Below are 23,441 nucleotides of genomic sequence, written 5' to 3'. Positions count from 1 at the left end.
CTCTTTTGCTTTTACAGAAGCTCTGCAACTAACATTCAAATCTATTTGCTTCGAGCAAACCGTTTGCCGCGGTGACCTCTGTGCTTAAAGAAACTTTGCGAAACCTTCACTTCCACTTAATGTTGTCATTCATGTTTCTTTGTACTACATAGTAAGAAACTGCCCCATAAGATGGCGTCCTTTTTGATTAACAGCATATTATATTTGCCATCTTGGCAGGTGTTACCTTACAAGGCATAAGGTGCGGGTAATTTATAGCTGCCGCAAAACCATCCACAGGTTAAAAGCTGCCTACAAATCCTATGCAGAAACTCTAGTTTTTCATGCTGGTGCTAGTGTGTGAATGTGTCATCAGGATTTACCTTCTGCTTCACATTTGGTGTCTAGCCTTGCTAGAGTAAGCAACATAGTGCAATTCTTACACTATCGGTCTATATGCAAACTATAGCTTTGTCTGCATATAGGCTAAATTAAGTCTTGCGCCAGGCTCCCAACTGCACCAGTTCCTTGGTCCCAGTTTGAAAGCTTTATGGTAGAGTCACTAGGATAATAGTGTTATGTCTTTAGAGTTAGCAGGTGCTCGATGCAAAAAAGAACCTAAGGCTGGTCCATTGTAAGCATGAATATTTTCCACTCATCAAGCTTAGTTAAAATGCCTAGAGTTATGCTTACCTAGTTTTGAGCTCATTAAACTTATAGTAAACACATTTTTTTGTGCAAAAAATACGCCGGGAGCAATTTGAGAAGTGGTTTTTCATTTATTAGTTCCCTGTGTTCTATTGGCTTTTCACTCCTTGTTCTTGCCCATTTACACATGATTTTACCTTTATCTATTTTTATTTGGCTTATTATATTAGATTTTTTTTCTGAAATTTGTAACCTATTTCGTGCAAATAGGTAAAGGTCTTATAATAGTAATTCTTAATATATGTATTGTTTAATATAGTATTCTACTATACCTTGCACTATATAAAATATAATGGGGAAAAATTATAACTAAACATTTAGAGTATGCCACTTACTCACATCATACGCCGTTGTTTTAGACATATTTTTTCCCATTTGAATCTTAAAAATCATCATGCATCAATTTTTTCTGATTAGTTACTATATAAGTACAGATGATTTGTATTAAAAGCTTATAAAAACCACACATACCCTAGTATCAAGCTTTAAAAACCCTAACCCTATTTTTATGCAAAAGAATTTTACTCAACTGATTGCGCATTATCTGAGTGCGAAGAGGTACACTGTTCCGGCAGGTACCTTACTGTTTTTTATAATAACAGCAATTTACATTCAGGCAGCTGTTGGTATAAGCATCACCGGTGCAGCTTCCTACAGTCTTTCAGCTGATTTAGCTGTAACTACTACCTTTACCCCTATCACTGATGTAGTGGTCACAGAGGGTGCTACGACTGACTTTGCCTCCAGCAACTCTTACAGAATAGTGTTTACTGCACCAACAGGGTGGGTTTTTCCTGGTAGTGGTGTTTCTGCAAGTAGAAATGGAACAGGCGAGGTTACGCTAACTACTACCCCTGTCTATACAGCAGATGCATCTGGGGCTGGTGCAAGAACTATAGAATTTACTTTAAAAGCTGGCAATGGTGCTCAGAATAAGACTGATATAATAACAATTTCAGGTCTTAGTATCAAATCCACGAATGGGGTTATAGACCCAACACAACCTAAATTTGTAAGTGTTCAGGTTCTTAACACAACAAACACAACACCAACTACAGTTGCTACGGCTACTCCTATATCTCTGTCTCAGACACCAGGCGCACCGAATAAGCTAGCCTTTGTTCAACAGCCTACTACAGTAGAAACCAATACTGCAATAACGCCAAGTCCAAGTGTTGCCATTCAGGACCGATTCGGAAACACGGTGTCCGCTGCTACCAACGCTGTAACTCTTGCCAGAACACCCGACACTTCTCTAAGCGGGGTGCTGACACCCGGCACAGGCAGTATCTCAAACGGCGTGGTAACCTTTACAGGTGCCAGTGTCAATACTGCAGGTGTTGGTTATACTTTGGTGGCTTCAAGCAGTGGTTTGACCTCTGCAACCAGTACTGCTTTTACTGTCAATAACCTGCGTCCGGTTATTACAGACGTTGTAGAGTGCGTGACTGTGGGAGACCCAGAAACTACGGTAACCGTTACTGGTTCCAATTTTGTTTCTGGTGCTACTGTTACCTTCGACGGTGTTACGAGAGCAGCTACCTTCGTGAATTCAACAACGCTAACCACTGTTCTCACCACAGCTGATTTGTCTTCTGTTCGTGATGTGAATGTAACTGTCAACAATCCACTTCCGGCAAGTAATAACGGTGTTTCTCTGCCGATTTCTGAGCGTGTCAGAGCTCTTTTCTCGTTTCCGATAGAAGGGCCTAACGCTGTTTGTGCAAACACACCAAATTCCACAGCTTTCACTACGCAAACAGGGCCAAATGTAAGTTCCTACCTCTGGGCTGTAGTTTCCGGCGATGCAACTATAGCCTCAGGTGGAACTACTGGCAATCCTCTCATAAATTTTGGGAATGCTGGAGAGGTTACACTCTCAGTTATAGCTTACAACTTTTGTGGCAAGCCAGGACCTGCCACTATCAGAACTATTACTGTAAAGCCACGTCCTGATGTTGTGCTCGATGCCAGCAAAACAGAAATCTGCCAAGGCGAGTCAGTTAGATTGTCAGCAAGTGGCGCAGATTCCTATCAGTGGTATGGTGGGGGATTGAACGGCACAACCGAAACAGAGGTAACTGTCTCACCAACCTCGACTTTAACCTATACCTTAGTTGGCACCACAGATGGCTGCTCTGCCACTAAAACTGTTACCATCAATGTAACACCTGCTCTTTCGCAGGGTGCCATAACCGGCAGCACGCAGCTCTGCCAGAACCAGGCTGTTGATGCTGCTTCCGCGCTGACGGCCACGGTCTCAGGCGGCGTTACGGCAAAAACCTATCTCTGGGAGCAAAGCCCTACCAGTCTGGAAGGGAGCTGGAGCAGTGTTGCCACCACAGCCACTTATGCTCCCTCTACTGCCACGGCAGGCACTGTATACTACAGGAGAACCGTCAACTCCGGCAGCTGCTCGGTAACCTCTGACCCGGTAGCAGTAACGGTAACACCAGCCATTGTTGGCAACACCATCGCCACGGCAGACCAGAACGTCTGCTCGGGCGACGACATCGCCCTGCTCGACGGTGCTGCAGCAACTGCAGGCAGCCAGCAGGTAGCCTACTTCTGGGAGCAAAGGGCTGCTGGAACAAGCACTTGGGCAAATGCAGATGGGACATATACTAACGAAGACTACCAGCCTGCAACAAGAACTGTAACAAGCGCTTCTGCAATTGAATATCGCAGGAGAGTAGAGGCAGGTAACTGTGTTAGCTTCACCGATGTAGTTTCAGTTACAGTCAATCCGCGTCCTGAAGCAACTATCACGCAGGGGCAGTTTACTTACTTCTGCTCACCAGGCACAGCGCTACTCTCTGCCACAGAGGTGGCAGGCGCCTCATATACATGGTTCAGGGCTGAGGCCAACGGCCCTGTAGAGGTTGCCAACACCCGAACCACTGAGGTAGGGGTGGTTGGAACATACTATGTAGTGGTGAAGTATAATGCGACTACATGTGAAAGCACATCAGCTACTATCTCAGTACAGGAGACGGTGGTGGGCAACAACATCATTGGCACCGAGAACGGTGACCAGGTGGTGTGCTACAACACCATACCCGCCGAGATTGTGGGAAGCACGGCAACTTCAACTGTGGGCCCGGTAACTTATCAGTGGCTGGTGAGCACAGACAACACCACCTTCACTGCCTTGACTGGAGCAACAGGCATAAACCTTTCCCGTGCCCAGCTGGGCGCCCACACAGCCGACAGGTGGTACCGCAGGATGGCCATCGTAGGCAGCTGCACGAATACAAGCCCCGAGACAGTGCACATCTCGGTAAGACCGGAGGTGCTGCTAACCAGTACGGCAACACCGGCCCCTATCTGCAGCGGAGAAACCTTCTCCTACACACCGGCAACCAACGCGGCTGGCACCTCCACTTTTGCCTGGTCACGGGCCGACGTAGCGGGCATCAGCAACCCAGCCGCCACCGGCAGCGGGGCAATAGCTGAGCAGCTGGTCAACACAACGGCTATGCCGCTTGAGGTTACCTACATTTACAGGATAACGACTGAGAATGGCTGCGAAAGCGCCCTGCAGTACGTAAAGGTTGAGGTGAACCCTCGGCCTGTACTGAACAATGCCACTACGCAGGTGGCTGTCTGCAGCAACGCGCCCTTCACCTACACGGCCACAACGGCCACAACAAGCCTTCCGGCGCCGAGCTTTGCCTGGACCCGTGCGGCTGTGGATGGAATCAGCAACGTGGCGGCAAGCGGCACCGGTGCCACTGTGAGCGAGACGCTGGTGAATACTACCACGGCTCCAGTCAATGTGACGTATGTCTATACCATAACCGCCAACGGCTGTGCCGGAGAACCGCAGGAAGTGGTGGTGACGGTGAACCCGAGGCCGGTGCTGAGCAGCACGCTCGCGCCCCCGGCCATCTGCAGCGGTGCAACTTTCGGCTACACGCCTACAAGCGCTACAGCAGGGGCCACTTTCAGTTGGGAGCGCCTAGCAGCAACCAACATCACAAGCAACGGCGGAACAACAGGCACAGGTGCAGTGAACCAGACACTGACCAACAGCGGCACTGCGCCGGTGGAGGTGACCTACCGCTACACGGTAAGCGCTAACGGCTGCGCCGGCGCCAGCACGGAGGACGTGAAGGTGACGGTGAACCCGACGCCACAGCTGAGCAGCACGCTCACGGCCAGCGTTTGCAGCGGCTCTGCTTTCAGCTACACGCCAACAAGCGCCACTGAAGGGGCCACTTTCTCCTGGACCCGTGCGGCGGTTACGGGCATCAGCAACGCTGCCGTGACCACCCCGGTGGCAGGCGGTGTGAGCGAGACGCTGGTCAACACCACCACGGCTCCGATTAATGTAACTTACGTCTACACCACAAGCGCCAACGGCTGCCCAGGCACGCCGCAGAACCTAGTGGTAACTGTTGATCCTAGGCCACAGTTAAGCAGCACGTTGACGCCTGCGGCCATCTGCAGCGGCTCTGCTTTCAGCTACACGCCGACCAGTGCTACGGCAGGGGCCACTTTCACCTGGACCCGTGCGGCGGTTACGGGCATCAGCAACGCGGCCGTGACCACCCCGGTGGCTGGCGGAGTGAGCGAGACGCTGGTCAACACCACCACGGATCCGATTAATGTAACTTATGTTTACACGACTTCAAGAAATGGTTGTGCTGGCGAACCACAACACGTGGTTGTTACAGTAAATCCAAGACCGGTACTGAGCAGCACGCTCACACCTCCGGCCATTTGCAGCGGTTCCACTTTCTTCTACACGCCGACAAGCAAGACAGCCAATGCCTCTTTCAGCTGGGAGCGCCTTGCTGCGGCCAACATCACAAGCAACGGCGGAACGACAGGCACAGGTGCGGTAAACCAGACGCTGACCAACAGCGGAACAGCACCGGTGGAAGTAATTTACCGCTATAGCACGTCAGCAAACGGATGCGCCGGCGCCAGCACACAAGATGTGAAGGTGACGGTGAACCCGACGCCAAGGCTAAACAGCGCGCTTACGGCCAGCGTTTGCAGTGGCTCTGCTTTCAGCTACACAGCTACCAGTGCTACTACTGGTACAGCATTTAGCTGGTCACGCGCCGCAGTAACAGGCATCAGCAATGCAGCCGTGTCAAATGTAGCGGGTAGCCTGATAAATGAGACGCTGGTAAACACTACAGCGAACGCAATCAATGTAGTGTATGCTATTACCATGACAGCCAATGGTTGCCCTAGTAATACACAAAATGTAACAGTAAGTGTTAGTCCTAATTTGCCTGTTGCCTTTACTGGTACAATAGCTAATACTAACACCTTCTATACAGGGCAGAGTGCTGTTGCCCTTTCAGCCGAACCAACAGGAGGTGTTTTCTCATCTCCAACTGCAGGTGCTGTTACTTTAAGTAATGGTGTGTATTATTTCAATCCATGTGCCGCAAAAGCAGGTACTCATACTATCACCTACACCCGTAAAACTGGAAGCTGTACCAGTACTGTTTCAAAAACAGTTACTGTTATTCAGTCAACTTACAGGGTTATTATCACCGCAAAGCCACATCCATTCTGCCAGGGTGAAAATGTTGACTATGAGGCATTCGTATACAGAGATGCCAGCATAGTTTACCCCTATCGTGTAAATGATAAAGGAGAACCAGTGGATGCGAGTGGTGCTCTGATACCGAAGGGCTCTGGTAATTTACCTGTGTGGAATCCTGACTATCCATATCCTGCTGAGGCATCACAACTCGTAAAGGAACAAGGATACAGGTATTTCAAGCCTATTATTACTGGTGGAGAAAGAATAGACACAAGCAAGTTTACATATCAATGGCAAAAGAATGAAACACAAAACAGAAAGAATGATAAGTATACTACAAGTGATGCCGGCCTTTCATCTCAGGATTATTATAATGTTAAGGTAACATCTAAAAGTGACGCACTTTGCGATGCAGTACTGACTGACCAGGTTTCTTACAGAATGTACAGTGCTGATTTGCCTGATTATGAGGTGAGTCTTGCAGTGTCTCCAAACCCGATGTGTACAAGTGGACCAGTAACACTAACCGCTACGCTTGATGGAGATTTCAAATTTTGGGCTGGAATCGGATTAAAGTTGGAATTCATTCTGACAAGAGGAAGTACCACCTACTCACTTGGCACGCTTCCTTATAATGCATCATCTGAAAATCCAAACATCATAAAGCTTAATTATGATCCAGCAGGTAAAGCTATCGGAAGCTTTTTAGATGGAGATAAGATTCATGTAAACTTTACATCTGATGTTGACAAATATGTAGGAGGCAAGTGTGCTGGTAAAACGGTTTCTAATACTGTTGAGATTAAAGTACATCAGCCTGCAGTCATCACTTCCACTCTTCCAACACCGGTGGAAAAATGTGAAGCAGGTAGCGCAACCTTTACTATAACTGCAACGGGTACAGATTTACGCTATGCCTGGTACAAAGTTGGTAGCACAGCACAGTTAGTGGATGGAGGTAAGATAAGCGGTGCTACGACGAGGTCCATTACTATCTCTAACTTAGCCTTAACTGATAGAGGTAATTACTATGTGGTTGTTAGCAATGGTACAAATTCTGTCTGCACTGCGTCAGTCACATCAACCTCAGCGGATCTTATAGTTAATCCATTAACAAGGATAACAGCCCAGCCACAACCTCAGACTGTTTGTGTAGGTCAGCCTGCATCCTTCAGCGTTACAGCCACAGGAACAAATATAGGCTACCAGTGGTTGAAAAATGGAGCTGAAATACCTGGTGCAATATCAAGTACCTACTCCATACCAGCAGTGACGACAGCGGATGCTGGAAACTACAGTGTTAGAGTTGCCGGTACATGTGGTACTTTAACTTCTAGTGCAGTAGCACTTACAGTAGACACGCCACCTACTATTTCTGCACAGCCACAGCCTCAGACTGTTTGCGTCGGCACAGGAGCGACGTTCAATGTAACAGCATCTGGTACAAATATAGGCTACCAGTGGTTGAAAAATGGTGCTGAAATACCTGGTGCAATTGCTAGCAGCTACTCCATACCTTCTACAACGGAGGCTGATGCAGGAAACTACAGTGTGAGAGTAACCGGCACCTGCGGTACGCTAACCTCAAATACAGTAGCACTTACCGTGAACTCAATGCAAACAATTATACCTACACTGGAATCCAATCCAGATCCTTTGATGATAGACGAACCAGCTGTTTTTACAGTTAGAACCAATATACCATCGGGAGTTGAAGTAGAATATACTTGGTATGTTGGGAATGACGAAACAGGTGTATGGAGACAAACAACGTCTCACTTGACTAATTTACCAACTGATACATTTAAAATCAACTCGGTACAACCAGGAACATTTGATGTAAGAGTAGACATTAAACCAACAAATGATGGTGCCAACTGTTACAATCCAACAAGTTATATAACTGAGAAACCAATCAGTCCTCTCCCAGTAGAGATCCTCTACCTGAGAGCCAACAAGAGAGCCAACGACGTGCTGCTGGAGTGGGCGACGGCCTCTGAGCAGGATAACAAGGGCTTTGAAGTGCAGGTGTCGGAAGATGGGCTGAGCTACAGAAAGCTGGACTTCGTTGAGAGCAGAAACGGCAACTCCAATACCAAGCAGGTGTATGCCTACTCAGACAAGGAGAAAGGCAAGAGCGGCACCCGCTACTACCGCCTGAAGCAGATAGACCACGCCGGAACCTTCGAGTTCTTCGGACCGAAAGTGGTGACGTTTGACAAGGTGGCCAGCAAGGTGATAGCCTTCCCGAACCCGTTCCATGATGAGGTGACGCTCGACATTGCCTCTGAGACAGACGGTGAGATGCTGATAGTAGTGACAGACGCGGTAGGCAAGCAACTGCTGCAGCGTAAGGTGCAGGTAGAGAGCGGCTTCACAACAGAGAAGCTGAAGCTGGATGCCGGCTTGCCGAGAGGCCTCTACATTATCAAGACGCAAATTGGTGGCTACACCCAGTTCATCAAAATGATTAAAGAATAACGCGTAAAAGAAACTAATAGGGTTTAAAGCTGAAAGAGCCGGGTATTTTACCCGGCTCTTTTGCGTTTATAAAAGCTGCTGACTTTATCCTCTTCTGTCATCCTGAAAGGATTTTGTTGATTACCTGCAAGTAACTCACAAGTTCCTTTCAGGATGACAAGGAATCGAGGCTGTTCTTTTTATGGAAAAGGAGTTTGTTCTTCTGTGAGTTAAGCCAGGTACCTTCAGCTATTCTAGTTAATGGTTTTTCTCTATTTTGTACTTCCACCTTGACTATGGTAAAACATCCAGAACACACAAGTCTGCTGACCGTAAAGCAGAGTTTGAACAGACACCCGAGAACGTATGAAAGCAGTTTATTATGAAAAGTATGGCGACGCTGAGGTTTTGCAGTATGGAGAACAGCCGAAACCGGAGGTAAAGGATGACCACCTGCTGGTGCGGGTACATGCCTCCAGTGTAAATCCTGTAGACTGGAAAGTCCGCTCTGGGCATCTGCTGCCGGTGTCCGGTTTAACTTTTCCGAAGATACCAGGGCACGACATAGCTGGCGAGGTAGTAGCGGTAGGGCAAAACATAACCAACTTCAAGCCCGGAGACCGCGTGTTTGGAATGCTGGATACGGGGCTGGGAGGTGCAGCTGCAGAATATGCCGTTATTTCAAGCAAAGCGGCCGTGCTGATGCCGGAGAACCTGAATTACGTACAGGCGGCTGCGGTGCCGCTTACTGCCCTCACCGCTCTGCAGGCGCTGCGCGACAAAGGGGAATTGGCACCGGGAGAGAAGGTGCTGATAAACGGCGCCTCCAGTGGTGTCGGGTCTTTTGCAGTGCAGATTGCTAAAGCGTTGGGAGCAGGCGAGGTAACAGGTGTTTGCAGCACCGATCACATCGAACTGGTGAAGAGCCTTGGCGCAGATCGGGTGGTAGATTATACAGAGATGGACTTTACGGAAGTTAAAAACTGCTACAACATCATCTTCGATGCCGTGGCCAAGAGCACGTACATGAGCAGCAAAGACAGCCTCTGCAGTGGTGGCCGCTATGTTACCACGGTGCCCAACCCGACAGATTTAGCCATTGGATTTGCTTTGTCAGTTTTCTCTGATAAGAAGCTAAGAACATTAGTTGCGGATGAGAAAGGAGAGGACCTGGAGCTGATCCGAGCCTGGATTGAGGCCGGAAAAGTGAAACCAGTGATCGATATGGAGTTTCCGTTGCGTGAGGCAGCAGAGGCGCACCGCTATAGCGAAGAAGGACATGCCGCCGGTAAAATTGTGCTGGTGGTGGAGTAGGAGCAATCCTGGGAAAAATAATTAGAAGAACGCATACACTATATAAAACCTAAAACTACAGATGGAACAGACTAAATTGTTAAAAGATTATACGATGGAGGAAAAAGGCGCTTACTTCGGTGCTTTGGCCACCATGGCGTCGGCAGACGGGAATACAACAGACGAGGAACTGGAGTTTTTAAGCCTGATGAGCGAGGCAGCCGAGCTTCCGGAGAATGTACAGCAGGAGGTAGTACAAATAGCTCAAAACCCGTCGCAGATTAATGTGCAGCGGTGCCTAGATGTGCTGAAGGGCAGTCAGTTGCGCTTTTCCTTCATCACCGATATCATCAGCTTTGCCAAGGCCGACGGACATTATTCCCCGGAAGAGCAAAAGGAGATACAGCGGATGGCCGATTACCTTGATGTGAACCAGAAGCAGTACAGCATTCTGGAACAATATGTAAACAAGGCCGACGAGGCACAGAAGCACGGAGAAGACCCTACGTCACAGTCGTTCCTGAACAAAAACGGCTTTGGCGATATGTTCAAGAATGCAGGTATCTCACCGCAAATGGTGCAGGGCATTATAGGTATAGCCGCGCCGTTGGTTATAGCAAAACTCCTGAGCGGAGGCCGCCGCAGCCGTTATGGCGGGGGTATGATGGGCGGAATGGGCGGTGGCCTGCTCGGCGGGCTCTTAGGTGGCGGTATGATGGGCGGTGGAATGGGAGGGGGCATGTACCGCAGCGGAGGCGGACTTGGCTCTATCATCTCCATTCTGGGAGGGCTGAATGGCCGGAGAGGCTACGGCAACATGAGAAGGTCCAGTGGTTTAGGAGGCCTGCTTGGAGGTATACTCGGTGGCAGACGCGGTGGCTCAGGCTGGTAAGCATCAGTATAGGATATGATGTCTTTGGAAAGAGTATTATTGCTGAAGGAATAAATAGCTTTACAGTCAGTGCTATTTTGCTATTACCAAAGTGTCATTCCGAAGGCAGTGAAAAATCTGTAGTATTTAATAACCCCGCAATGTATCAGATTTCTCACTGCCTTCGAAATGACAAAAAATGCTTCATTAGGACGCATTGCCTCTTGTAAAAGGAGTTGCAGTTTATTCCAACTCCTGTTGTATTAACCGGCGAAGATCTTTTTCGCGCAGCAGCCCGCGTACTTTTTTGTTTCCGATAATAAAAGTAGGGACCGCTGATACGCCCACCTCTTCGTAGGCATGGCGCAGCGCCATCAGGTGCGCCTCCTTATACTTACCTGATTCTACTGCTGATTTAAACTCACTGGCATCCAGGCCTACTTCTTCCGCCAGGTTTGCCAGTACATCTAAGTCACCTAAATCCTGCTCTTCCTGAAAAAATGCAGTGAACATACGGTGGCTGTAAGCATTGCCGAGGCCTTTCTCCCTGGCGTACTGGTAACCTTCAAAAGCATGGTGTGTGTAAGGCTGGGGCGACACCTTGGGCAGCACCATGGGAATATCCAGTTGCTCGGCCATAGGATAAACGGAATTTTTCCAGGTTGTTTGCAGGTAGTTTTCTTCCGGTTTAAGTGTGGGTGTAGGGTATGGCCGAAGTTCAAATGGCATCCATTCTATCTCCACTTTGTTCTCTATCCCCTGGAGCGCCCGTTCCAGCACCACTTCTCCGAAGAAGCAGTAGGGGCAAACGTAGTCGGAGTATACTTTTATCTGAAGCATGTTACAAGTCTTATAGGTTGTTATTCATACAGGATATAGTGAGGTGAACAGAATGGTTCTGATGACAATATTCTAAGTAGCTACGCCTCATTATATAGAACACCAATGCCATGTGTCTTGTGTTGCGATTCGTATGTCGCTCCATTTTGTACTGCTCAGTTAAGAAATTGTTTTCCTATGTTTGTACAAAGAAAACGTACACTACTTTTTAAACAGAACAAGAATATTAAATTTCACCTAACTATGTTTCGGAATTCTATCCTGTCGCTGTTTTTGGCAGCAAGCGTTTTATCGTGCCAGCAGCCACAACAGGCAAATAGTACGAATACCACGGCACAACCAACTCCAAAAGCTACAGCAGACTTCTATTACCCCGGAGACGGCGACGATTGGGAGCACCGTGACCCGGAAGAGGTAGGCTTGGATGCGGCGAAGCTGCAGGCTGCTGTGGAGTGGGCTAAGACGCAGGAAACAGAGCAGATGCCAAAGGACTTTTCCACTCAGGAGGAAATATTTGGAAAGATGCTTGGGCCACTGCCAGCTGACAGAGCTGAAACAAATGGTATCGTCCTGAAGGATGGTTACATTGTGGCAGAATGGGGCGATACCAAACAACCCGACCCGACCTATAGCGTAGCAAAAAGCTTTCTCTCTACTATACTCGGCATTACCATAGATAAAGGTATGATAGAAAGTATATACGACCCTGTAGCGAAGTATGTGAAGGACGGTGGCTATGAGTCGGAGCAGAACCGGAGAGTAACCTGGGAGCAGCATGCCCGCCAGACCACCGAGTGGGAAGGAGAACTCTGGGGTAAGAACAGCGACTTTGTAGGAACTGCAGAGTATGGCAGGGGAGAGCGCAAGCCGCGTGAGTTGCAGGAGCCGGGCACCTTCTACGAATACAACGATGTGCGCATCAACCGTTTTGCGCTATCACTCCTGCGCGTGTGGGAGAAGCCCCTGCCTGAGGTATTGGAGGACGAGATTATGGACCCCATTGATGCCTCTGATACCTGGCGCTGGGTACCTTACCATAATTCTAAGGTGATGATAAATGGCAAGGAGATGCCTTCAGTAAGCGGGGGTACCCGTTGGGGTGGCGGCCTCTGGATTAACACCCGCGATGAAGCACGCTTTGGATACCTGTTTCTGCGCAACGGCCGCTGGGAAGATAAACAACTGGTGTCGGAGGCGTGGGTAAAGGAAGCGACAACCAGCCGAGGCACTGTTGGGCCGGATTATGGCTACCTGTGGTGGCTGAACACCGAGGGAAAAGCCTGGCCAAGTGCTCCCACTACCAGCTACGCAGCCCTGGGCGCAGGCCAGAATACCATCTGGGTGGACCCGGAACATGATATTGTGATTGTGTGGCGCTGGCACAATGGCAACCAGGACGAGCTGTTTAAGCGTGTGCTGGAGGCGGTGAAATAAGTTATCCATTGTTCGTTCATCGTAAAAGTTATTTTGTGATAGTTTAAACCTCACTAGTTCAGTGTTGTCCCCCTTAGAAGGGGACATTCTCATGCAACGCTCACTGCCTTGTCGTGACAGCTGATAAAAATAAATTCGATTAAAGATTATATTATGCTTACTTCTTCACCTGCTCAACGCCACTCAAAACTTGTGTACCGTGTTGCGGTGGGATGCTTTTATTTTCTGCAGGGAATTTCCTTTGCCAGTTGGGGCTCCCGCATCCCTACCATTCAACAGCAGATGGGCTTATCAGAAGCAGAGTTGGGTGGTGTGCTGCTGGCGCTGCCGGTGGGGCTGCTGCTTTCGCTGCCAGTGGCAGGCTGGGCAATTGCGAAAGTCGGGAGCCGCAGTATCCTCATCTTTTCGGGTATATTGTATAGCACGACCCTCGTAGCCATTGGCTATTCAGAGAGCACAGTACAATTGGTAATGGCCTTGTTTGTGTTCGGCTTTGCCGGAAACCTGATGAATATTTCTGTTAACACACAGGGAGTGGGCGTGGAGGATTTGTATCAAAAATCCATCATGGCTTCTTTTCATGGAATGTGGAGCCTAGCTGGGTTTACAGGTGCAGCCATTGGTACGTTGATGATTGGACAAGGAGTGGCCCCATTTCACCACTTCCTACTGATCATGTTTCTTTCTTATGTGGCCATTGCAGTAGCCTCGCGGTTTGTGCTGCGCGGGGATGTGAACAGTGATACTGATAAGCCTGTCTTTGTCATGCCAGACAAGTCCCTGATTGACCTGGGTGTCATCTGCTTTTTTGCCATGATTTGCGAGGGTGCCATGTTCGACTGGAGCGGTGTGTACTTTAAGAAGGTGATAGGGGCAGAAGGAGCGTGGATTGGCGCAGGCTATACTGCCTTTATGTGCACCATGGCTGGCACCCGCTTTGTGGCAGACTGGTTTACGCGCCGCTTCGGGATGCAGCGCATCTTACAGGCAAGTGGTTTACTAACCGCTTCCGGACTGCTGATTGCTGTGCTGCTACCTCACTTATATACCGCCATCCTTGGATTCCTTTTTGTTGGTGCGGGTGTTTCGGCTGTAGTGCCCTTGGTTTATAGTGCCGCTGGAAAATCAAAAGTCATGTCTCCGGGAGTGGCTTTGGCTGCTGTGTCTACCATCGGCTTCTTCGGTTTCCTGTTAGGGCCACCGCTCATCGGTTTTATAGCTGGCTCTACCAGCCTGCGGATTTCTTTTACTGTTATCGCCGCCATGGGACTGGCTGTGGCTGCAGTTGCTACAAAATCGAAAACAATAGAGTAGGAGCCGGAATTAGCGAAGACCTCACAGCGTCTTCCAGACCTGTGAGTGTCTTGCCAACTACATAGTATTCAAACGCTCGCAAACTGTGCACGCTGCGAGGTTTGAAGTCCAAAAAAGCTGTTGGTGAAAACACACAACAGCGGCGAAAATCAAACATAGAGAACATCTCTTAAAACAAAAACAGCCACCCCAAATGAGGTGGCTGTTTTTGTTTTATCAAACTTTATACTTCTTAATGACGGCAGGTGCAATGCTCTCCGGCGATGCCTTCGAAGCGGGTAGAGGTGCCTTCGTGCCAGTAGAAAGCGGTGGCGTAACGGTCATTTTCCCACCAGAATTTACCCGGTTTTTTGTCGTAGTTGCCGGTTTCAGCCATGGTAGCGGCATCATACAGGCGGCCATTCACCATTGTGTACTTCACGTGCTCTGAGTTCTGGATATTTTCCAGTGGGTTAGCATCCAGTACAATCAGGTCAGCTAGTTTGCCTGCCTCCAGCGAGCCGATTTCCTTGCTCATGCCAATGTATTCAGCACCATTCATAGTAGCTGCACGAAGTGCCTCATGGTTCGTCATGCCGCCCTGCTGCAGCATCCACAGTTCCCAGTGTGCGCCTAAGCCCTGCAGCTGTCCGTGTGCGCCCAGGTTCACTTTCACGCCGTTATCTGTTAATACTTTACAGGCTTCTGAAGTTTTGAAGTAGCCGTTCTTGTACTCCTCATCCGGCACCTGCGTCACGAAACGGGCGCGGCCATCGATAACGGAGCGTGGCGTAAACTTCAACAGACGGTCTTTTTCCCACACGTTGGTATTCTGGTACCAGTAGTATTCACCATTCACCGCACCATAATTCACAATCAAAGTAGGGGTGTAACCAGACTGAGAAGCTTTCCAAACCTCAATCACATCTTTATAAAGCGGCGCTACCGGAATGTTGTGCTCCACACCAGAGTGGCCGTCCAGAATCATCGTCATGTTATGGAAGAAGGTAGAACCACCCTCCGGGTACACGCTCATATCCAGTTCGCGGGCAGCCTGGATTACCTGCTGGCGCTGCTCACGGCGTGGCTGGTTGTAGCTCTTTACAGAAAAACCTCCCACGGCCTTCAGGCGGCGCAGGTGTGAGCGGGCATCGTCTATGCTGTTGATGACAGCCTTAAAGTTACCGTCGGCACCATACAGAATCGTACCGGTAGAGTAGATGCGCGGGCCAATCATGGCACCAGCCTTCACAGCTTCAGACTGGCTGAACACCATCTCCGTAGTAGAAGAAGGGTCATGGGTTGTGGTCACACCGTAGGCCAAGTTAGCATAGTAAGACCACTGCTTCTGCGGACTCATACCTAAACGGAAAGTACCCAGGTGCGCGTGCACGTCCACGATGCCCGGCATAATTGTTTTGCCGTTGGCATCAATCACTTTGGCGTCCTTTGGCACGCTTACGTTCTTACCAACCGCCACAATGCGGTTGCCGTCTACTACTATGGTGCCACCTTCAATCACTTCATCGCCTTTCATGGTAATGATGCGGGCATTGGTGAAGGCAACTTTGCCTTCCGGAATATCTGTGTTCAGCACCAGGCCAATTTTGGTGCCAGTTGTGTCGATGGCAGGCAGTTTATCCGGAGCACCAGGTACAAAGGTGAAGCGGTCTTTCAGGTCGTTGGAGAAATATTCATCGCCCAGCACCCAATTGATTTTCTTGCTATCGGCAGACCAGTGGATGCTGGTACCGGCGTCGCGGGTAAAGCGGGCAACAGGTACAGCCTTCGTATCAGCAGTAAGGTCAAGGCCGTTGCCATTTGTGGAGAAAGGAGCTACGTAACCGTTGAACAATTCCACGAAGCCTATCCACTTGTTGTCCGGGCTTGGGTAGAATTGGTCGGTATACTTGGAGGTATAATGCGTCTGCTCCTCTTTGCCGTTCAGGTCCACGCTCTTGAAAGCATACTTGTCGCCTTCACGCGCTGTAAAGAAAATACGGTCCGAAGTGGCGTTAAACTGTGCGGAGGCACCCTTCTCCTGCACTAATACCGCTTTTCCTCCGTCGGCAGGTATATAGTAAATGCCTTTCTCTTTGCTGTGCACATAGCCCTGGTGGTTGTTGCCGCCTTCACGGGTGTACACAATGAACTTACCGCTGGGAGAGAATTTAGGCTCCGTATAAAAACCTTTCTCTGTTGTCAGCTTTGTTGGCTTCGCGTTTTTCTTGCGGATATCCAGTTTGTACAAGCCGCTGAAGTTGTCGTCGTTCCAGGTAGCGTACACAATAGACTTACCATCAGGAGAGAAGGAAGGATAAAACTCGAAATCCTGTCCTTTGGTGATGCGCTCCGGCTTTCCGTTTGGCAGTTCTTTTTTGTAGATATACCCAGCTGCGTTGAAAACCAATGTCTTTCCATCAGGGGAGGTCTCGGCGTGACGAATTGCCTTTGCTTCAAACTGCTTTGGCGATACACCAGTCTTGCTGTGGTCGTATCGCACGGCATCCGTAATTTGGTGCGTAGCGGTGGCCTCAAAAGGTATGTTGCTTACCTGCTTGGTGGCTACATCTACTTTATTGATTTTACCATCAGCCCAGAACACGATGTGCTTGTTGTCTGGTGTCCAGGAGAAGTAAGGGTAAGCACCGAAGATCGCCCAGGCTTCCTGCTGGTCATGGCTTAGCTTGTCATAAACCGGCCATTCCTCACCTGTTTTCAGGTCATGTACAAAGAGGACTGACTTGGTACGTACGCGACGCACAAAAGCAATCTGCTTTCCATCGCGGGAAATAACAGGGCGCACTGAGCCACCGTTACCAGTCACCACATTCTCAATCTCTCCTGTGTTACGGTCTACGCGACGAATGACATAAATCTGACCGTTCGGGTCTTTGTTGTACTCAAAGTTAGAGCCACCACTCATATCTTCGGAGAAGTACACGTACTTCCCGTCAGGTGACACGAAGGGCTCCCCGGCGTCCTGCTGGTCGTTTTTGCGCTTTGTCAGCTGCACACCGGCACCGCCGCTTCTATGGTACATCCACATTTCGCCGGCACCCAGTGAGCGGGTGTTGGTGAAGTGCTTACGTGCCACGATATACTCTCCGTCCGGTGTCCAGACAGCGTTGTTAAGCAAGCGAAAACTTTCGTTGGTTATTTGCTTGGCTTCAGAGCCATCGCGCTTCATAATCCAGATGTTGTCACCACCGCCTGCATCCGAGGTGAAGGAGATATACTGGCCATTCGGGCTGAAGCGAGGCTGCACTTCATAGGCACGGCCGCTTCTTATGAGTTTCGCCTTGCCACCATTGATAGGCATGCTGTAGATATCACCGAGCATGTCGAAGATAATCTCTTTGCCGTCTGGGCTCACGTCCACGCTCATCCAGGTGCCTTCGTTGGTGGTGACGGTGACTTCTTTCTGCGGACCGTGGTTTTCTTCCACTTTCCATTTCTCTTCTTCTTTTTTGTCCTGGGCATGTGCCGCGCCGATAGGGAGGGCCAGCGCTGCTGCCAGAAACATACTCAGATAAGTACGTTTATTCATGTGTAGGTTGAATGTGTTAGGTTAGATTATCAAATTTAGCGGTTTGGCCGCAGAAAAAATAGTGCTCTACCTGTGCCGGATGGGTATAGGACACGTGAAAAGCGGTACAAGTTCAGGATATAGCAAAAAAGCCTCACTGCTGGTGGGGCAGGTGAGGCTTTTCTATTCAAGAAGTGTACCCAGCCGCCGTTGTTGTGTGTTTTCACCAACAACGGCGGCTGGTCAAAAGACGCAGCAAAGGCGGAGGCTGAACTTATAGCGGCGGAAACTTCGTATTCTGCTGCATGCCCTGCAACTGTTCTAGTGCGGAGGCGGCATCGTGCACCGGCAACTGGCAGGTTTTGTTGTAGCAGACGTAGATGGTGGTTTTGTTGTTTATGGCTACTTTATCTTCTAACAAATTCAGGCTGCTTTGCCCGTTGTTGCTGCCCAGCAGAATCATGTTGGGGAGGTAAAATGCGCTGAGTTCGCTCCGCATTTTAGCTGTGTCTTCTCCTGCTATGGCCACCTCTGCCGTTGGCGTAAGCTTGTGGTAGTAGAGTGATGCCCAGTTGCTCAGGTGCGAGGGCTCTTTTATCAGCAAATCTTTTACCCTGGCCAGCATGTCATTTGAAAGGCTGGAGTAGCGCTCTTCATCAAAGTATAGCCCCAGGAAGTGCAGGTTGGTGGCCATTACTGAGTTGGAGGCGGGCGTTACGTTGTCGATGATCTCTTTTTTTCTTGCAATGAGTTTCTCTGAGCTTTGGTCGGTGAAGAAGAACATGCCCTCTTTTTCATCAAAGAAATGCTCCAGCGTATAGTCTGTTAATCGCTTCGCTTCCTGCAACCACTGTTCCTCAAACGTGACCTCATATAACCTGGTGAAGGCGCGGATAAGGTAAGCGTAATCCTCCAGGAAACCATCTATGGTAGCTTTGCCTTCTTTGTAGTTGTGGAACAGCCTGTCGCCTTTCTTCAGGTTCTGGAGCAGGAAACTAGCATTGCGCAGCGCTAGGTTCAGGAAGTGCTCATTGCCAAACACATAATAAGCATCAGCCAGCCCTTTCAGCATCAGCGCATTCCAGGAAGTCAGGATTTTATCATCCAGCCCCGGGCGAACACGTGTGGCCCTTACTTCCATTATCCTGCGCTTCCAATTCTGCACCATGTCCTGCAGCACCTCCAGCTCCAGCTCCTGTTTTTGGGCAAACTCCTCATCGCTCTTGCGGCGGTGCAGAATGTTGAGCCCGTGCTCAAAGTTTCCTGCAGCCGTGGCCTTATAGTATTTTGAGAAGAGTGGCTCTTCATCACCTAATATCTCCTGTAACTCATTTTTAGTGAAGGTATAGAACTTGCCTTCCTCGCCTTCACTGTCGGCATCCAGCGAGGAGTAGAAGCCGCCTTCCGGGCTCATCATCTCCCGCTCCACAAAAGCAATGGTTTCATACACCACCTCATGGTACAGTGTTTCACGAGTGGCCTGGTAAGCTTCAGAGTAAAGCGTTACCAGTTGCCCGTTGTCGTACAGCATCTTCTCGAAGTGCGGCACCAGCCACTCGGCATCCACGGAATAGCGGGCAAAGCCGCCGCCCACCTGATCGTATATGCCGCCGTAGGCCATCTCGCGCAGCGTCAGGTGTAGTTGGTTTAGAATAGACTGGTCAGAAGTATGGTGGTAGTAGCGCAGCAGAAATAGGTAGTTAGTAGGCATCGGGAATTTAGGCGCCTGGCCCAAACCGCCCAGCTTTCTATCAAAGCGGGTGCTGAAGTTGTAGCCCATCAGCTTAAAATCCTCTTCGCGCACATGAAAATTGCTCTCCCGCAGGCCATACTTATCCAGCTCGCTCCGGTTGAGATGCTCCACGAACTGGTCAGCAGATTTATCCAGCTCCTGCCGGCTCTTCTGGTATGCCTCTGCCACGTTCTGCAGCAGGCCTACCCACTGCTGTGGTGGAAAGTAAGTGCCGCCGTAAAATGGCTTGGCGTCCGAATTCAGGAAGACGTTGAGTGGCCAGCCGCCCTGCAGGCCCATGGCATGTAAGGCGTCCATGTATACCGCATCCACGTCGGGGCGTTCTTCCCTGTCTACCTTAATGCACACGAAGTGCTCGTTCATCACTTTTGCAATATCCTCCTGCTCAAACGACTGATGCTCCATGACGTGGCACCAGTGGCAGGCGGCGTAGCCAATGCTTACGATAATCGGTTTATCCTCCTGCTTTGCTTTCTGCAGCGCCTCTTCACCCCAGGGGTACCAGTCAACAGGGTTATAAGCGTGCTGTAGCAGGTAAGGGCTGCTTTCGTTCAGGAGTCGGTTTGCTTTCTTGTCTTCTGCCATAGTTGTAGGAGTAGTTTCTGCAGTACTGCTCAGGGATGTGATAGCGGGTTGTGTATGGGTTTGATTTCTAAAGGAACATCATCTTTAAAGCAGGTGCTCCTATTATTTGTTTGAGGCGGTATCCTTTTCTTTTATTGGTTCCAAAACTATTTTACCGGTGCCTATATGAAAGGAGTATCTCGTAACCGGGTCTACAATTTTATCAAATTTCGAATAGTAGCGCAGCCCGGTTACAGGATCTACCATATAGCCGGATACATCAGGAGAGGGCATGTTGGCGGGAGGGCCATCAGGCTTTGCTATAGGCATGCTCGGCTTGTCATATATGTTATGTGTCGCTACGTACTTTTGCAACTTTCCCAGAAAGATGCCCAGGTCTTTGGTTGATGTTTGTGCATTGGCATTAAACAGCGTTGCCAAAAGAAGCAAGAAGGTAATGTATAGCGTTCTCATAGGCTAAAGGTGTAGGTAGTTTCCTATATACTGCCTGCCACTAGCGTTGGTTTTGCACATGTGACGCCAAATTTACTGCAGCAACTGTTCACGTAGTACCTGCTCTTCCGAGGATGTCTCAATGCCATACTTCCCCTCCAGTTCTGACAGCTTTTGCAGTGTGCTACGCAGGAAAGCCTGGTGTGCCTCCGACTCCTGGTGAAAGGGCCTGTGTGCCACCGCCCGCTGTAGTTTCTGCCACGTTTCCAGAAATTGCTGGAAGGTTATGTCATAATAGGCTGCTACAAACTTCTGCCAGATGTAATCCTCGGCTACCTCTGTGGGGTGCAGCATGTCCTGCTTGTAGAAGCGGTAGTCGCGCAGGTCGTCCATCATGATCTCGTAGGCGGGAAAGTACCCCACGTTATGATGCGCTTCCTCTAGCTGATGGCACAGTACCCGCAGCGTAGCTTTGCTCACGCTGTTCATGGAGAGCGTCTCTTTAACATGCCTGACCGGGCTCACCGTTAGCAGAACCTTTAACTTAGGATTTGTTTGCCTGAGCAGCGGAATGATTTGCTCAAAGACCTGCTTTATCCCTTCCGTATGCAGCAGCACCCGCTCAAAGTTTTTTGCCGGCAGCTTATGGCAGTTTGCAACTACTTTGCCTCTTCCGTGCAGCCTGTAAGCCACGGCGGTACCCAATGTTATTATAAGGAGTGACGCCTGCTGCAGGTGTTTTCCTGTTTGCTGCACGCGCTCCTCAATCTGTTGCAGCAGCTTTTGCTTGTCAGGAGAGGAGAGAGAGGAGTGGAGATCGTAGGCGTACCAGATGCCGTTCTGCTCCACCAGGTGCTCTTCAAAGTTATAAGGACTTCCGGCAGCGGCCTGTAACAAAAGGCAAACTGACAGCGGATTGAAAATGGTTCCGAACGGGTTCACCAGCACATCCACCTTGTTCTGCTTTAGCCTGGTGCCAATGACCTCTGCAAAGCAGGAGCCAATGGTCAGCACCTTGTCCTGAAGCGAAAGGAGTATATCAGTCTGAGGTACCTGTATTTCTGTCCGGAACATCGTTTTATTAGCCTTGTAGGTGAAGTAGAGTCTGTTCTTTATACGAAAGTACAATGCATTTTCTGCATATCCGGGTCCAACCACCCCTGCCCCTCCTTGTCCAAGGAGGGGCAGGGGTGGTTGGACCCGGGAAAACAGCCATAAAAAAAGCGTCCTGCCTTTGTGGGGCAGGACGCTTTTTTAGCTTATTTTCGTTGTGCTTATTCAGCAACCACGTTGAATTTAACCTGGTGCTTCACTTCTTTGTGCAGGTTGATTGTAGCAGTATATTCGCCGGCTGACTTCACATCCTGGTCGAAAGAGATACGCTTACGATCTACCTCGATACCTTTTGCTTTTAAAGCATCAGATATCTGAAGCGTAGTAACTGAACCGAAAATTCTGCCAGTCTCACCTACTTTAGCTGGAATCTCAAGAGTAGTGTCACCGATGCTGTTCGCAACTTCCTGTGCATCATTCTTAATTTTATCAGCTTTGTGAGCAGCCTGACGGATGTTCTCCGCTACAACTTTCTTGTTTGATTTATCAGCGATAACTGCCAGCCCCTGTGGGATAAGGTAGTTACGGCCATAACCTGGCTTTACAGTAACGGTGTCGTTCTTGTAGCCCAGGTTTTTTACGTCGTCTTTAAGTATTACTTCCATCTTGTTCCCCCCTTATTTTAAAGAATCTCCAACATAAGGCAAAATCGCAAGGTGTCTTGCTCTGGCAACTGCCTGCGATACTTTGCGCTGGAACTTCAGGCTTGTACCTGTCAGTCTTCTCGGAAGAATCTTGCCCTGCTCGTTCACAAATTTCAGAAGGAAGTTACCATCCTTATAGTCGATATACTTGATACCGCTTTTCTTGAATCGGCAGTATTTCTCCCGGTTCTCTTGCTTGTGTACTCTTTCGTTAACTAAGCTCATTATGCTTTAACCTCCTCTTTTTTTCCTTGAGATTTGAATTCACCGTTTCTTCTGCGCTCGTTGTAAGTCACAGCATGCTTATCAAGGGCAGTAGTTAAGAAACGAACAACTTTTTCATCACGGCGGTAAGTCAGCTCAAGTGCATCCACCACAGTGCCTGGTGCCTTGAATTCAACGAGGTGGTAGAAACCTGTAGATTTCTTCTGGATTGGGTAAGCAAGCTTACGAAGACCCCAGTTCTCTTCGTGAATAATGTCGGCGCCATTTTCCTTAAGCACCTGTCTGAACTTCTCGACCGTTTCTTGCATCTGCGCATCGTTCAACAGAGGCGTCAGGATGAAGACCGTTTCGTAATTTTTCAATTCCATCGGTTCGATATGATTTTAATTTTAGCCTGCAAAGGTAAGGGTTAAATATCTTTGAAGCAAGCCCTTGGGATAATAATTATACTGATGTGACAGAGATTAGTACTGATATATTAGAAAGTGTAACGCCTTGTCTACGAAGGCATCGTATAGTACGAAAGCCCTTATAGATTCAACTCAGATAAGTTCAACCTCTTGCAAGCAACAGAAGTTTGGGAGAGTTACAGGTATATGTTTGTACATATACAAATAAATAATGTTGAATTGTATTGTTCTGCCTCTAGATCAAAACATGTGCAGGTGTAATTTGTTTAAAAGAAGAGAAGAATAAATATAAGAATTCCGATAGGGGGCAAAAGGAGTATTGTAATGTTCTATTTATAATAATTCTAAATAAAAAGCCTTTCA

Annotated in this window: 13 protein-coding genes; 5 read left to right on the top strand and 8 right to left on the bottom strand. The window is 49.0% G+C overall.

The window, feature by feature from the left end; translation table 11 throughout:
- Window positions 1–1,195: 1,195 nt before the first annotated feature.
- From ACFS7Z_RS18260 to ACFS7Z_RS18250, 3 genes are all read left to right on the top strand, one after another.
- The gene (locus ACFS7Z_RS18260; RefSeq protein WP_377487624.1) at window positions 1,196–8,677 is read left to right on the top strand and encodes a PKD-like domain-containing protein; all 7,482 of its coding nucleotides are present in this window, start codon (window positions 1,196–1,198) and stop codon (window positions 8,675–8,677) included.
- A gap of 345 nt (window positions 8,678–9,022) precedes the next feature.
- Window positions 9,023–9,970: an NAD(P)-dependent alcohol dehydrogenase gene (locus ACFS7Z_RS18255; protein ID WP_377487622.1), complete on the top strand. Its 948-nt coding sequence runs from the start codon at window positions 9,023–9,025 to the stop codon at window positions 9,968–9,970.
- Window positions 9,971–10,031: 61 nt separating this feature from the next.
- On the top strand, window positions 10,032–10,841 hold the full coding sequence (locus tag ACFS7Z_RS18250; RefSeq protein ID WP_377487620.1) for a tellurite resistance TerB family protein: 810 nt from the start codon (window positions 10,032–10,034) through the stop codon (window positions 10,839–10,841).
- Between the two features lie 222 nt (window positions 10,842–11,063).
- Here ACFS7Z_RS18250 and ACFS7Z_RS18245 read toward each other — a convergent pair whose 3' ends face one another.
- Window positions 11,064–11,660, bottom strand: coding sequence for a DsbA family oxidoreductase (locus tag ACFS7Z_RS18245; RefSeq protein ID WP_377487618.1), 597 nt, complete (start codon window positions 11,658–11,660; stop codon window positions 11,064–11,066).
- Window positions 11,661–11,903: 243 nt separating this feature from the next.
- Between ACFS7Z_RS18245 and ACFS7Z_RS18240 the strand changes: the two genes are divergently transcribed.
- The gene (locus ACFS7Z_RS18240) at window positions 11,904–13,094 is read left to right on the top strand and encodes a serine hydrolase domain-containing protein (protein WP_377487616.1); all 1,191 of its coding nucleotides are present in this window, start codon (window positions 11,904–11,906) and stop codon (window positions 13,092–13,094) included.
- A 153-nt stretch (window positions 13,095–13,247) separates the two neighbouring features.
- Window positions 13,248–14,408 (top strand): MFS transporter, encoded by a 1,161-nt coding sequence (locus ACFS7Z_RS18235; RefSeq protein WP_377487614.1) that lies wholly within the window; start codon window positions 13,248–13,250, stop codon window positions 14,406–14,408.
- Between the two features lie 232 nt (window positions 14,409–14,640).
- On the opposite strand, the gene ACFS7Z_RS18230 is transcribed toward ACFS7Z_RS18235, so the two are convergent.
- From ACFS7Z_RS18230 to rpsF, 7 genes are all read right to left on the bottom strand, one after another.
- Window positions 14,641–17,937 carry an amidohydrolase family protein gene (locus ACFS7Z_RS18230; RefSeq protein ID WP_377487612.1) on the bottom strand — a complete coding sequence of 1,099 codons (3,297 nt, stop codon included), beginning with the start codon at window positions 17,935–17,937 and terminating at the stop codon, window positions 14,641–14,643.
- Window positions 17,938–18,190: 253 nt separating this feature from the next.
- A complete protein-coding gene (locus tag ACFS7Z_RS18225; RefSeq protein ID WP_377487610.1) occupies window positions 18,191–20,254 on the bottom strand; it encodes a thioredoxin domain-containing protein in 2,064 nt (687 codons plus the stop codon).
- A 102-nt stretch (window positions 20,255–20,356) separates the two neighbouring features.
- Window positions 20,357–20,707, bottom strand: a complete 351-nt coding sequence (locus ACFS7Z_RS18220) for a hypothetical protein (RefSeq protein WP_377487608.1) — start codon at window positions 20,705–20,707, stop codon at window positions 20,357–20,359.
- A gap of 72 nt (window positions 20,708–20,779) precedes the next feature.
- Window positions 20,780–21,760 (bottom strand): GSCFA domain-containing protein, encoded by a 981-nt coding sequence (locus ACFS7Z_RS18215; protein ID WP_377487606.1) that lies wholly within the window; start codon window positions 21,758–21,760, stop codon window positions 20,780–20,782.
- Between the two features lie 200 nt (window positions 21,761–21,960).
- On the bottom strand, window positions 21,961–22,404 hold the full coding sequence (gene rplI / locus ACFS7Z_RS18210) for a 50S ribosomal protein L9 (RefSeq protein ID WP_377487604.1): 444 nt from the start codon (window positions 22,402–22,404) through the stop codon (window positions 21,961–21,963).
- Between the two features lie 12 nt (window positions 22,405–22,416).
- A complete protein-coding gene (rpsR, locus tag ACFS7Z_RS18205) occupies window positions 22,417–22,668 on the bottom strand; it encodes a 30S ribosomal protein S18 (protein ID WP_377487602.1) in 252 nt (83 codons plus the stop codon).
- Window positions 22,668–23,036 (bottom strand): 30S ribosomal protein S6, encoded by a 369-nt coding sequence (gene rpsF, locus ACFS7Z_RS18200; RefSeq protein WP_377487600.1) that lies wholly within the window; start codon window positions 23,034–23,036, stop codon window positions 22,668–22,670. The genes rpsR and rpsF overlap by 1 nt, the downstream gene beginning before the upstream one ends.
- Window positions 23,037–23,441 lie beyond the last annotated feature (405 nt).

The organism is Pontibacter toksunensis, from assembly GCF_042686245.1.
Lineage (GTDB): Bacteria > Bacteroidota > Bacteroidia > Cytophagales > Hymenobacteraceae > Pontibacter > Pontibacter toksunensis.
This window is presented reverse-complemented; position numbering and strand designations above follow the sequence as displayed.

Excerpts from the sequence above, each read along its gene's own strand:
- ACFS7Z_RS18250 (WP_377487620.1), top strand. The coding sequence starts at position 10,032 with ATGGAACAGACTAAATTGTTAAAAGATTATACGATGGAGGAAAAAGGC.
- ACFS7Z_RS18240 (WP_377487616.1), top strand. The coding sequence starts at position 11,904 with ATGTTTCGGAATTCTATCCTGTCGCTGTTTTTGGCAGCAAGCGTTTTA.
- ACFS7Z_RS18225 (WP_377487610.1), bottom strand. The coding sequence starts at position 20,254 with ATGGCAGAAGACAAGAAAGCAAACCGACTCCTGAACGAAAGCAGCCCT.
- ACFS7Z_RS18245 (WP_377487618.1), bottom strand. The coding sequence starts at position 11,660 with ATGCTTCAGATAAAAGTATACTCCGACTACGTTTGCCCCTACTGCTTC.
- ACFS7Z_RS18220 (WP_377487608.1), bottom strand. The coding sequence starts at position 20,707 with ATGAGAACGCTATACATTACCTTCTTGCTTCTTTTGGCAACGCTGTTT.
- ACFS7Z_RS18215 (WP_377487606.1), bottom strand. The coding sequence starts at position 21,760 with ATGTTCCGGACAGAAATACAGGTACCTCAGACTGATATACTCCTTTCG.
- ACFS7Z_RS18260 (WP_377487624.1), top strand. The coding sequence starts at position 1,196 with ATGCAAAAGAATTTTACTCAACTGATTGCGCATTATCTGAGTGCGAAG.
- ACFS7Z_RS18255 (WP_377487622.1), top strand. The coding sequence starts at position 9,023 with ATGAAAGCAGTTTATTATGAAAAGTATGGCGACGCTGAGGTTTTGCAG.
- ACFS7Z_RS18230 (WP_377487612.1), bottom strand. The coding sequence starts at position 17,937 with ATGAATAAACGTACTTATCTGAGTATGTTTCTGGCAGCAGCGCTGGCC.
- rplI (WP_377487604.1), bottom strand. The coding sequence starts at position 22,404 with ATGGAAGTAATACTTAAAGACGACGTAAAAAACCTGGGCTACAAGAAC.
- rpsF (WP_377487600.1), bottom strand. The coding sequence starts at position 23,036 with ATGGAATTGAAAAATTACGAAACGGTCTTCATCCTGACGCCTCTGTTG.
- ACFS7Z_RS18235 (WP_377487614.1), top strand. The coding sequence starts at position 13,248 with ATGCTTACTTCTTCACCTGCTCAACGCCACTCAAAACTTGTGTACCGT.
- rpsR (WP_377487602.1), bottom strand. The coding sequence starts at position 22,668 with ATGAGCTTAGTTAACGAAAGAGTACACAAGCAAGAGAACCGGGAGAAA.